Origin of the sequence: Cryobacterium sp. (genome assembly GCF_025463825.1) — a bacterium.
Taxonomy (GTDB): domain Bacteria; phylum Actinomycetota; class Actinomycetes; order Actinomycetales; family Microbacteriaceae; genus Cryobacterium.
The window spans coordinates 1-11,138 of sequence record NZ_JAODBG010000111.1 but is presented as its reverse complement, the minus strand read 5'-3'; the positions used below and the strand labels follow the sequence as shown (position 1 = coordinate 11,138).

Below are 11,138 nucleotides of genomic sequence, written 5' to 3'. Positions count from 1 at the left end.
CGAGCTTCTCGGCACGCTCCGCCGCGAGCCCGAGGTCGTGGGTGATGAAGAGCACGGCGGTGCCGCTCTCGCCGGTGAGCGTGGCCAGGTGGTCGAGGATCGCGCGCTGCACCGTCACGTCGAGCGCCGACGTCGGCTCGTCGGCGATGAGGAGCTTCGGCTGCGATGACAGACCGATGCCGATGAGCACGCGCTGGCGCATCCCCCCGGAGAACTGGTGCGGGTACTGGCGCAGCCGGCTCTCGGCGTCGCTGAGCCCGGCCTGCTTGAGCACCTCGATCGCTTTGAGCCGAGCATCCTTGCCGCGCTTCGCCTTGCCGTTGGCGACGAGCGTCTCCTCCACCTGGAAGCCGATGTTCCAGACCGGGTTGAGGTTCGACATCGGGTCCTGCGGCACATAGCCGATCAGGTTTCCGCGCACGGCCTGGATCTCCCGGGCATTGAGCGTGGTGAGGTCCCGACCCTCGAACAGGATCTGGCCGCCCGTGACCTTGCCGGCCCCCGGGAGCAGGTCGATGATCGACTGAGCAGTGGTGGTCTTGCCCGAACCGGATTCCCCCACGATGGCGAGGGTCTGACCGGCGTAGAGGGTGAGGTCGACCCCACGCACCGCGGGAACGATTCCGCGCTGGGTCTGGAAACCGACCTCCAGGTTGCGGATCTGCAGCAACGGCTGCTCGCCCCTGCTGATGCCCTCCGGGGTGGTGTCTAGGAGTGTCTGGCTCATCGAGTCGCCCTCGCCGTCGGGTCAAGCGCATCGCGCAGAATGTCGCCGAGCATCAGGAATGCGAGCACGGTGATGGACAGGGCGGCCGCGGGGTACAGGAGCACCTGCGGGCTGGTGACAATGGATGTCTGTGCGGTGCCGATGTCGTTGCCCCACGACATGACGCTCGGCGGCAGTCCGATGCCCAGGAACGACAGCGTCGCCTCGGCGACGATGAACGTGCCCAACGAGACCGTGGCGACGACGATGACAGGAGCGATCGCGTTCGGAACCACGTGACGCAGCAGGATCCGGAACTTGGACACTCCGAGGGCGGTCGAGGCCATCACGTAGTCGGAGTTCGAGGCGGAGAGCACCGCGCCGCGCATGATGCGGGCGATCTGGGGCCAGGCGAACACCGAGAGCACCAGGGCGACCGTGGCCGGGGTGGCGGTGGGCAGCACCGACATCAGGACGATGGCGCCGAGCACGGTGGGGATGGCGAAGAAGATGTCGCCGATGCGGGAGACGAACGCGTCGAGCCAGCCGCCGTAGTATCCCGCGAGGGAGCCGACGATGATTCCGAAGAGCGTCACGATGCTCGCCGCGAGGAGGCCGACGGTGACCGAGGCCTGGGTTCCCCAGATGGTGCGGGCGTAGACGTCGCAGCCCTGGCGATTGAAGCCGAACGGATGGCCGCTGATCGGGTCCGCGTTGCTGTTGGAAAGATCACAGGCCCGCGGGTCGACGTCAGTGAACAGGCCGGGGGCGACAGCGATCAACACGATCATCAGGATCAACCCGGCTGATACCCAGAAGGTGGGACGGCGTCGCATCGAGTCCCAGGCATCCGCCCAGGTGCTGCGAGCCTTTTCGTTTTCGTCGAGGCGGTCGACTGCGGCTACCGGAGTGTCTTCCAGCTCCGCGACGAAGTGCGCCTGACCAGGCTTATTTTGCATAACGGATCCTTGGGTCCAGAGCTGCGTACAGCAGGTCGACGAGCAGGTTGGCAACGACGAAGATCACGACCATGACAGCGATGAACGACACCACTGTGGTGCTCTCACCGAGCCTGATGGCCTTGAAGACGGTGCCACCGACGCCGTTGATGTTGAAGATTCCTTCGGTCACGATGGCGCCGACCATGAGGGAACCGAGGTCCACTCCGAGGAACGTGACAACGGGAACGAGCGAGTTACGCAGCACGTGCACGGATACCACGCGGCGACGGGACAGGCCCTTGGCGGTAGCGGTGCGGACAAAGTCGGCGTTGAGATTGTCGGCGACGCTGGCGCGGGTGAGGCGCACGATGTATGCGAACGACACAGATGCGAGCACGATCGCCGGGAGGACAAGTTCGCCCCACGGTGCCTCGCTGCTCACGGTGGTGCGGAACCAACCGAGTTGGACACCGAACACCAGCCTGAATACGAAGCCGACGACGAACGTCGGCACGCTGATCAGGAGCAGGCTCACGACGAGGGCGCTGGCGTCGAACAGCTTGCCCTTGCGCAGGCCGGCGATCAGGCCGACGAAGATTCCGGCGAACGCCTCGAAGGCCAGGGCGAGCATGGCCAGGCGGAAGGTGATCGGGAAGGCGGAGCCCATCACGTCACTGACCGGGCGCCCCGAGTAGGTGGTGCCCAGGTCGCCCTGGAAGAAGTTCGCGATGTACAGCAGGTACTGCACGATGAAGGGCTTGTCGAGGTTGTACTGGGCCCGGATTTGATCGAGCACACCCGGCGACGGCGGGCGTTCGCCATAGAGCGCCGCAATCGGGTCGCCGGGCAGGGAGAAGACCATGAAGTAGATCAAGAATGTGGCCCCGAAGAAGACGGGGATCATTTGGAGGACGCGCCTGCCGGTGTACCACAGCATCAGGTGAGCTCGGGGAATCTTTTGTGCATGAGGATCGCAATCACTGGATGAGTCTAGTCAGTGCAATGTCCGGGGCTTCACGCCCCGGACATTGCACTGCGGTTGATCAGGGAGATTTAGCCCTTGGTGATCTGGTAGTACAGCGGGACCGAGTCCCAGCCGAACACCACGTTGTCGACGGAGTCAGAGGAGACGCCGTTGACGTTGGAGTACCACAGCGGGATTGTCGGCAGGTCCTTCAGCAGGACCTCCTGAGCTTCCTGGTACTTTGCGGTGGCGTCTTCGACGTTGGATGCAGCTGCACCTTCCTTGAGCAGGGTGTCGAATTCTTCGCTGCTGTAGTCCTCGTAGTTCGAGCCGGCACCGGTCTGGTACAGCGGAGCGAGGAAGTTGTACAGCGACGGGTAGTCGGCCTGCCAGCCGGCGCGGGTTCCGCCGGTCAGTGCGTCGTTGCTGCGGTCGTCGAGCGCTGCGGCGAAGGTCGGGTATGGCTTGCCGACTGCGTCGATGTTGAGCGTGTTCTTGATGCTGTTCGTCACGGCGTCGACCCAGGCCTGGTGGCCACCGTCGGAGTTGTAGGCGATGTCGAAGGTCGTGTCGCCGTACGGTGCGATGGCGTCAGCGTCGGCCCACAGCTTGACTGCTTCGTCCGGGTTGAACTCCAAGACCTCAGCGCCTTCGAGCGAGTCGGAGTAGCCGTCGATGACCGGCGAGGTGAAGTCGGTCGCGGGGGTGCGGGTGCCCTGGAAGATGACGTCGGTGATCTGCTCGCGGTCGATCGCCATGGAGATCGCGGCGCGGCGCAGCTTGCCTTCCTCGCCACTCCAGTGCTCGAGGTAGTACGGCATGTTGAAGCCCTGGAAGATGGCCGCCGGCTGGTTGACCGCACGGTCGCCGAATTCGTCTTCATAGGTTTCGAACGCGGAGTCCGGAACGGCGTCGAGGACGTCGAGGTTACCGCCCTGGACGTCAGCGTAAGCGGCGCCCTGGTCAGCGTAGAACTGGATGGTCAGGCCACCGTTGACGGGCTTGCGCACGCCTTCGTAGTCCGGGTTGGTGACGAGGCTGATGTTCTCTTCGTGAACCCAGGCGCCTTCACCATCGAGCATGTACGGGCCGTTGCCGATCGGGTTCTCACCGAAGGCGTCCATGTCTTCGAGCGCGACGCTCGGCAGCGGCATGAATGCCGTGTAGCCGAGACGCAGCGGCCAGTCGGCCTCCGGCGAAGCAAGTTCGACGGTGAAGGTGGTGTCATCGACGACCTTGAGGCCGGTCAGTTCGGCGTCAGCCTCGGGGTTGTAGCCGGCGATGTCGTCGAAGAAGTAGGACGCGCCCTGGGCGTTGCTGAAGAGCGCACCGTAGTTCCAGGCATCCACGAAGGACGACGCGGTGACGGGCTCGTCGTTGGTGAAGGTCCAGCCCTCGTTGAGCGTGACGGTCCAGTTGGTGGCGTCGTCGGACTCGATCGACTTGGCGACCTCGTTCTCGATCTGGCCGTCGGCGCCGTAGGACACCAGACCGGCGAAGATCGACGTCATGATCTTGCCGCCACCGGTTTCGGTGGTGTTGGTCGGGATCAGCGGGTTCTGCGGCTCACTGCCGTTGGTGCTGATGATCGCTGCGGTGTCAGCCGCGGGTGCGTCTGCCTCATCGGCGGATGACGCGCAACCCGACAGCGCGAGGGCGCTGACCGATACAAGCGCGAGGGCACTCAGGCCCATGCGGGATCTCTTCAATTTTCCTCCAGTGCAAAGGTGAGCGCCGTCGCGATTTGTGACCGCAGCGGCGCACTAGTTATCAAAACCCTAAGTTTCTCTGTGCCCGGGTGCAAAACCTGACGGTAAACGTTACACAGGAGTAATCAAATACGCATGATTCTTGCGCAGAAGCGGTTTTTTGCGATTTTATCTTCGATTCTTGCGCATTCCTCTCACGATGCTTGGGAGGACCCGGCCGAGTGGCTTTGCAAGCGGTTTCAGATACGCCCGAAAGTGTGACCCAGGGGCACGTCGTGCTGGTCTCAGCAGGCGCAAAATAGAGGGATGTCGACTCCCCCGCCCATCTCCCCGGCAACGCTGATCTTCGACGGCGACTGCGGCTTCTGCACGACCGCCGTTCTCTGGCTGCAGCGCACCCTTCCCCGGGTGCCGGCGACGGCTCCCTTCCAGCGGACCGACCTCGCCCGGTTCGGTCTCGACGAGGAGCAGGCCAGGTCGATGGTGTGGTTCGTGACGGGCGAGCGTCGCTACGGTGGCGCCTCCGGCATCGCCGCCATGCTGCGCGGGCAGCCGAATCCCGGGTTGCGGCTGCTGGGCTGGCTGGGAACCGTGCCGCCGTGGTCGTGGGCGGCCGAGGCCGGCTACCGCCTCGTGGCCCGGTATCGGTACCGGCTGCCCGGCGGCACCCCGGCCTGCCGGATGCCGAGCGCGGCATGAGTGCGGCTCCGTACGGTCCGGACAACGCGCCGGGCAGCGCTCTATCGGGTGCGGAACCGGGCGGTTCCGCGCAGCCCGGCTCCCCCACCTCGCCGTCCCGCTCGCGGCTGCGCTGGGAGATCGCGATCGTGCTCGGGCTCTCGCTCGGGGCATCCGCGGTGTACTCGGTGGTGTCGATCATTGCCCGGCTCACCGCGGAGGTCGCCCTGAGCGACCAGTCGGCCACGATCAACGGGTCGCAATCGACGCGGGAATGGTTGGACTTCACCTACCAGTTCCTCGCCATCGCGATCTCATTGTTCCCGGTTGCCCTGGTGCTCTACCTGCTCTGGCAGCCGGACCGCACCCCGTTCCGAATGTTGGGGGTCGACTTCACCGAACCACGCCGAGACCTGCTGCGCGGCGGCGCGCTCCTGCTGATCATCGGCATCCCGGGCCTCGGGCTCTACCTGGCCGGCCGTGCCCTCGGATTCACCGTGGCCGTCGTACCGTCGCCCCTGGACACCTTCTGGTGGACCATTCCGATCCTGGTGTTCTCGGCGCTGCGAAGTGCGCTGGTCGAGGAGGTCATCGTGGTGGGCTACCTCTTCACCCGGCTGCGGGAACTGGGCTGGAACGCCTGGACCATCATCGTCTCGGCCGCGCTGCTGCGCGGTAGTTACCATCTCTACCAGGGCATCGGCCCGTTCTTCGGCAATGCCCTGATGGGCGTGGTCTTCGGCTGGTGCTACCTGCGCTGGGGCCGGGTGATGCCCCTGGTGGTCGCGCACTGGGTGCTCGACATCCTGTCTTTCGTGGGATATCCGTTGGCGGTCCTCTGGTGGCCCGCCCTCCTCATCCCCACGTCCTAAGCCGCGAACCGAGAGAAGAACCCCAAAAACGGGACGTTTTGGGGTTCAACTCGCGGCTCGCGGGGGTGATTTACTCGAAGGCCTCGGGCGGCGGGCAGGCGCAGACCAGGTTGCGGTCGCCGTAGGCGTTGTCGATGCGGCGAACCGGCGCCCAGTACTTGTGGCGGATGAGCGTGCGCACCGGGTACACCGCTCTCTCGCGGTCGTAGGGGTGGGTCCACTCCCCCTCGATCACGCTCTGGGCGGTGTGCGGGGCGTTCCGCAGCGGGTTGTCGTCGGCCGGCCAGGTGCCCGCGGCCACGGCATCCGCCTCGGCCTTGATGCCGATCATGGCCTCGATGAACCGGTCGATCTCGCCGAGGTCTTCGCTTTCGGTGGGCTCGACCATGAGCGTGCCCGCCACGGGGAAGCTCATCGTGGGCGCGTGGAAGCCGTAGTCGACGAGGCGCTTCGCCACGTCGTCGACGGTGATCCCGGTCGCTGCAGTGAGCGGGCGGAGGTCGAGGATGCACTCGTGCGCGACCAGGCCGTTGTCGCCGGCGTAGAGCACCGGGTAGTGGTCGCTGAGCTGCTTGGCCACGTAATTCGCGGCCAGAACGGCCGCGCCGGTGGCCTGCTTGAGACCCTCAGCGCCCATCATGCGCACGTAGGCCCAGGAGATGGGCAGGATGCTCGGGCTGCCGTAGGGCGCGGCCGAGACCGGGCCGCCGCCGTGTACGACGGTTTCGGTGCCGTCGCCGCCGAGGAGGTAGTGCTCGTCGTCCTGCGCGAGCGGGTGCCCGGGCAGGAACGGGGCGAGGTGCGCCTTGGCCGCGACCGGGCCGACGCCCGGTCCGCCGCCGCCGTGCGGGATGCAGAAGGTCTTGTGCAGGTTGAGGTGCGAGACGTCGCCGCCGAAGTCGCCGAACCGGGCGAAGCCGAGGAGGGCATTGAGATTGGCCCCGTCGACGTAAACCTGCCCGCCGGCGTCGTGCACCGCGGCACAGATCGCACCGACCTCGTGTTCGTACACCCCGTGGGTGGAGGGGTAGGTGATCATCAGCGCGGCGAGGGTGTCGGCGTGCTGTTCGATCTTGGCGCGGAGGTCGTCGAGGTCGACGTTGCCGAGTTCGTCGCAGGCCACGACCACGACGCGCATGCCGGCGAGCACCGCGGAGGCGGCGTTGGTTCCGTGGGCGCTGGACGGGATGAGGCAGACGGTGCGGTCGACGTCGCCGTTGGCGAGGTGGAAACCGCGGATGGCGAGGAGCCCGGCGAGTTCACCCTGGCTGCCGGCGTTGGGCTGCAGTGACACGGAGTCGTAGCCGGTGACATCCGTCAGCCAGGTCTCGAGCTGGCGGATGAGTTCGAGGTAACCCTCGACGTCGGCCCGAGGGGCGAACGGGTGCAGTCCGCCGAACTCGGGCCAGGTGACGGCCTCCATCTCGGTGGCGGCGTTCAGCTTCATGGTGCAGGAGCCCAGCGGGATCATGCCGCGGTCCAGCGCGTAGTCGTGGTCGGCGAGGCGCTTGAGGTAGCGCATCATACTCGTTTCGGAGCGATGCGTGTTGAAGACGGCGTGGGTGAGGTAGTCGCTGGTGCGGGCCAGGTTTGCGGGCAGGCCGCCCTGGATGGCGCTGAGGTTGACGTGACCGAAGGAATCGCGGCCGCCGAAGAAGCCCACGACGGCGGCGATGTCGCCCGCGGTGGTGGTCTCGTCGACCGAGATGCCGATGGTGGTGGCGTCGACGGAGTGCAGGTTGTAACCCGCGGCGGCGGCCTGGGCGACGATGGCGGCGGCACCGGCGGGCACCGACACCCGCACGGTGTCGAAGAAGCTGCTGTTGATCACGTCGACGTCGATCGCGCGGAGGGCCGCGACGAGAGCCCCGGCGCGTTCGTGCACCTCAGTGGCGATCGCCTTGAGGCCGTCGGGCCCGTGATAGACGGCGTACATGCCGGCCATGACGGCCAGCAGCACCTGCGCGGTGCAGATGTTCGAGGTGGCCTTGTCACGGCGGATGTGCTGCTCGCGCACCTGCAGCGACAGGCGGTAGGCGGGGTGGCCGGCGGCGTCGACGCTCACGCCGACGAGGCGGCCGGGCATCTGGCGCTCGAGGCCCGTGCGCACCGCGAGGTAGCCGGCGTGCGGTCCGCCGAAGCCCATCGGCACGCCGAAGCGCTGGCTGGTACCGACCACCACGTCCGCGCCGAGCTCACCGGGCGAGGTGATCAGAGTGAGAGCGAGCAGATCGGCGGCCACCACGGCGAGGGCCTTGTTCTCGTGCGCGAGCGCGATGACGGCAGCAGGATTCCAGATCCGGCCGGAGGCGCCGGGGTACTGCACGAAGATGCCGAAGTAGTCGCCGAGGTCCTCGGCGGTGCTGTTCTCATCCAGGGGCAGCACGGCCAGTTCGATGCCGAGCGCGTGCGCGCGGTTGCCGAGCAGCGCGTGGGTCTGGGGCAGCGCATCCGCGTCGACGATGAACCGGTTCGACGGTGACTTCGACGCGCGGCGGGCCAGCAGCATGCCCTCCACCACGGAGGTCGACTCGTCGAGCATCGAGCCGTTCGCGGTGGCCATGCCGGTGAGGTCGGCGACCATGGTCTGGAAGTTGATGATGGCTTCGAGCCGGCCTTGGCTGATCTCGGGCTGGTATGGCGTGTAGGCCGTGTACCAGCTGGGGTTCTCCAGCACGTTGCGCTTGATCACGGCGGGCGTGATCGTGTCGTAGTAGCCGAGCCCGATCATCGAGCGCTTCACGGTGTTCTGGTCGGCCAGGGCGCGGAGCTCCTGGATGGCCTCCCGTTCGGTGGCGGCGGGCGGCAGTGTGCTGTCGCCCTCGCGGCGGAACTGTTCCACCTGGATGGTGGCGGGCACGGCCGCGTTGACGAGCGACTCGACGCTGGTGTGGCCGAGGATGGCCAGCATGCGGGACTGTTCGGCGGCATCGGTGCCGATGTGACGCTGGGTGAAGGGCTGCGACATGTGGAGGGAGGCTCTTTCCGGGGTCTGGTTCACGCGTGCTGTTGTGGAGGGAATTGCTTATTCGCCGATGATGGCGGTGTACTCGGCGTAGCTCAGCAGCGCCGGCAGGGCCTCGAACGTGACCTTGATGAGCCAGCCCTCGCCGAGCGGGTTGCTGTTGACCAGCTCAGGGCTGTCCACGACGGCGTCGTTGATCGCGGCAACGATGCCGTCGATGGGAGCGAAGAGTTCGCCCACCGACTTGGTCGACTCGATCTCGCCGACGACGGTGCCGGAGGCGACGGAACTGCCGACCTCGGGGAGTTCGACGAAGACGACGTCGCCGAGCTTGTCTGCGGCGTAGGCGGTGATGCCGATGGTGGCGGTGTCGCCGTCAAGGAGCACCCACTCGTGCTCTGCGGTGTACAGGAGTTCGGTCTTGTCGGCCAAGGGGTTTCCTCTCAAAGGGGTTGATCACAGGGGGATGGATCAGATCTGGGGGCTGCGCGATGGTTCGGCAGCGGGTGCGGATGCCCGGGGCCGGGTCATCCGTTCGCCGATGCTTACTTGCGGCGCTTGTAGAACGGCAACGCGATGACGGTGGCCGGCGACCGAGTGCCGCGCACGTCGATGAACACCTCGGTGTCGAGCCGGGCGAGGGCCGGCGGCAGGTAGGCCATAGCGATCGGGTAGCCGAGGGTGGGCGAGAGCGCGCCGCTGGTGATGACACCCTCGGGCTCGGTGGCGTCGGCGCTGCGGAAGATCTGGTAGCCGGCGCGGCCGGCGCGTTTGCCGGCCGAGACCAGGCCGACGAGCACGGGGGCGTCACCGGCCGGGCCTTCTTCGCTTGCGGTGCGGCCCACGAAGTCGGTGGGCTTGGCGAGGTTGACGACCCGGCCGAGGCCCGCCTGGGCGGGGTAGGTGGAGGTGGTGAGTTCGTGGCCGTAGAGCGGCATGCCGGCTTCCAGGCGAAGTGTGTCGCGGCTGGCGAGCCCGGCCGGGACCAGGTCGTGCGGGGCGCCGGCGGCGACGATCGCGTCCCACAGGGCGAGGGCATCCGATGCTGGCAGGTACAGCTCGAAGCCGTCTTCTCCGGTGTATCCGGTGCGGGCGACGAGCATCGAGGTGCCCTCGAAGGTGGCGGTGAGCGCGCGGTAATAGGGCAGGGTGGCAACATCGCCCTCGGTGCTGAGGCCGGCCGTGGCCTGCACGATGGCCAAGGAGTTCGGTCCCTGGACGGCGATGAGGGCTGTGTCGTCGCTCTCGTCGGTGACGGTCACGTCGAACCGGGCGGCCCGCCGGCTGAGTGCGTCGAGGGCCTGATCGTGGTTGCCGGCGTTGGCCACGACGAGGAAGTCGGTGTCTCCGGTGCGGTAGACGACGAGGTCGTCGATGATGCCGCCGCGGCTGTTGAGCAGCAGGCTGTACTTGGCCTGCATCAGGTCGATCACCGACAGCCGTCCGGCCAGGGCGTGGTCGAGGAACTCGCCGGCTTGGGGCCCGCTGACCCGGATCTCGGCCATGTGCGACAGGTCGAACAGGCCCGCGGCCTTGCGTACCGCGTGGTGCTCGGCCAGGTCGCTGGAGTAGCGCACGGGCATCTGCCAGCCGGCGAAGTCAGTGAAGCTGGCGCCGGCGGCCACATGGGCTGAGTGCAGCGGCGAGAACCGTTCGGTTGCCGCAGGTGCGGAAGCGGGCTCCGGGTTGATGCCGTCCGGATTGGAACTGTCGGGGCTGGTGGTGTCAGGGCTGGCCGAGGTCATGGAGTTCTCCGGGTCGTCGCCTGGCGTGGGCCTGGCGAGTTGCTCCGGGGCTCGTTCGAACCCCGTTGGGAACTCCCCCTCTGTCGTCAGGCCTGAGAGCTTCGCCGGACGCTTGCGCGGTGCCGGCTTTCACCATGGGCGGGACTTGGCAGTTCTGACCGGTTCGGGTGCGCCCGAGCCGGACGCGTTGTGCTCGTCCGCTTTTCAGAGTGGCCCGTTCGATGCGGTACGAGTACCTGAGAGATTGTCGGGGAGGATTGCTCCTTCGGTGTTCGCTCGTCTGACGACGTCGAACTCTCCCGCATCGACCGTGTGGCCCAATTTTCAATTGAAGTAACTGGAAGGAGTCTACCGGACCCCTCAGCCCGTGAAGCTTGGCCGCTCTCGCGAGAAAGTCTTCGAGAGCCCTACGGAGAGACCCCTGCGCGGGGTTCAGTGTCGGTGGTAGGTGAGACGATCTCACTATGAGTAGCCCCGATCAGGCACCACCGCCAGTTCCAGACGATGACGACGACCACTCTCCGGAACCCGCTCCACCAGATCCACCACCACCCACAC

The 11,138-nt window shown here is 66.6% G+C and carries 9 protein-coding genes and 1 riboswitch; of the genes, 2 read left to right on the top strand and 7 right to left on the bottom strand.

The window, feature by feature from the left end; translation table 11 throughout:
* From JWP54_RS13810 to JWP54_RS13795, 4 genes are all read right to left on the bottom strand, one after another.
* Window positions 1-727 (bottom strand): ABC transporter ATP-binding protein (locus JWP54_RS13810; RefSeq protein WP_297373037.1); only part of this gene is annotated, 727 nt, incomplete at its 3' end.
* Window positions 724-1,665 (bottom strand): ABC transporter permease, encoded by a 942-nt coding sequence (locus tag JWP54_RS13805; protein WP_297373036.1) that lies wholly within the window; start codon window positions 1,663-1,665, stop codon window positions 724-726. The genes JWP54_RS13805 and JWP54_RS13810, both read right to left, overlap by 4 nt.
* Window positions 1,655-2,584: an ABC transporter permease gene (locus JWP54_RS13800; protein ID WP_297373034.1), complete on the bottom strand. Its 930-nt coding sequence runs from the start codon at window positions 2,582-2,584 to the stop codon at window positions 1,655-1,657. Before JWP54_RS13800 ends, JWP54_RS13805 begins: the two co-directional genes overlap by 11 nt.
* A 116-nt stretch (window positions 2,585-2,700) precedes the next feature.
* On the bottom strand, window positions 2,701-4,305 hold the full coding sequence (locus JWP54_RS13795; protein ID WP_297373033.1) for an ABC transporter substrate-binding protein: 1,605 nt from the start codon (window positions 4,303-4,305) through the stop codon (window positions 2,701-2,703).
* A 321-nt stretch (window positions 4,306-4,626) separates the two neighbouring features.
* Here JWP54_RS13795 and JWP54_RS13790 point away from each other — a divergent pair, with 321 nt between their 5' ends.
* Both JWP54_RS13790 and JWP54_RS13785 read left to right on the top strand, forming a co-directional pair.
* The gene (locus JWP54_RS13790) at window positions 4,627-5,019 is read left to right on the top strand and encodes a thiol-disulfide oxidoreductase DCC family protein (RefSeq protein ID WP_297373032.1); all 393 of its coding nucleotides are present in this window, start codon (window positions 4,627-4,629) and stop codon (window positions 5,017-5,019) included.
* Complete coding sequence (locus JWP54_RS13785; RefSeq protein ID WP_297373031.1) at window positions 5,016-5,870, top strand: CPBP family intramembrane glutamic endopeptidase; 855 nt, start codon at window positions 5,016-5,018, stop codon at window positions 5,868-5,870. Before JWP54_RS13790 ends, JWP54_RS13785 begins: the two co-directional genes overlap by 4 nt.
* 70 nt (window positions 5,871-5,940) lie before the next feature.
* On the opposite strand, the gene gcvP is transcribed toward JWP54_RS13785, so the two are convergent.
* The 3 genes from gcvP to gcvT form a co-directional block, all read right to left on the bottom strand.
* Complete coding sequence (gene gcvP, locus JWP54_RS13780) at window positions 5,941-8,838, bottom strand: aminomethyl-transferring glycine dehydrogenase (protein WP_297373029.1); 2,898 nt, start codon at window positions 8,836-8,838, stop codon at window positions 5,941-5,943.
* A 57-nt stretch (window positions 8,839-8,895) separates the two neighbouring features.
* On the bottom strand, window positions 8,896-9,267 hold the full coding sequence (gene gcvH / locus JWP54_RS13775) for a glycine cleavage system protein GcvH (protein WP_297373027.1): 372 nt from the start codon (window positions 9,265-9,267) through the stop codon (window positions 8,896-8,898).
* A 113-nt stretch (window positions 9,268-9,380) separates the two neighbouring features.
* On the bottom strand, window positions 9,381-10,580 hold the full coding sequence (gene gcvT, locus JWP54_RS13770) for a glycine cleavage system aminomethyltransferase GcvT (RefSeq protein ID WP_297373025.1): 1,200 nt from the start codon (window positions 10,578-10,580) through the stop codon (window positions 9,381-9,383).
* Window positions 10,581-10,794: 214 nt separating this feature from the next.
* Window positions 10,795-10,892, bottom strand: a riboswitch (glycine riboswitch).
* Window positions 10,893-11,138: the final 246 nt, after the last annotated feature.

What these genes read in the sequence shown, in the direction of transcription:
- JWP54_RS13785 (WP_297373031.1), top strand. Translation starts at nt 5,016, where the DNA reads ATGAGTGCGGCTCCGTACGGTCCGGACAACGCGCCGGGCAGCGCTCTA.
- JWP54_RS13790 (WP_297373032.1), top strand. Translation starts at nt 4,627, where the DNA reads ATGTCGACTCCCCCGCCCATCTCCCCGGCAACGCTGATCTTCGACGGC.
- gcvT (WP_297373025.1), bottom strand. Translation starts at nt 10,580, where the DNA reads ATGACCTCGGCCAGCCCTGACACCACCAGCCCCGACAGTTCCAATCCG.
- gcvP (WP_297373029.1), bottom strand. Translation starts at nt 8,838, where the DNA reads ATGTCGCAGCCCTTCACCCAGCGTCACATCGGCACCGATGCCGCCGAA.
- JWP54_RS13795 (WP_297373033.1), bottom strand. Translation starts at nt 4,305, where the DNA reads ATGGGCCTGAGTGCCCTCGCGCTTGTATCGGTCAGCGCCCTCGCGCTG.
- JWP54_RS13800 (WP_297373034.1), bottom strand. Translation starts at nt 2,584, where the DNA reads ATGCTGTGGTACACCGGCAGGCGCGTCCTCCAAATGATCCCCGTCTTC.
- JWP54_RS13805 (WP_297373036.1), bottom strand. Translation starts at nt 1,665, where the DNA reads ATGCAAAATAAGCCTGGTCAGGCGCACTTCGTCGCGGAGCTGGAAGAC.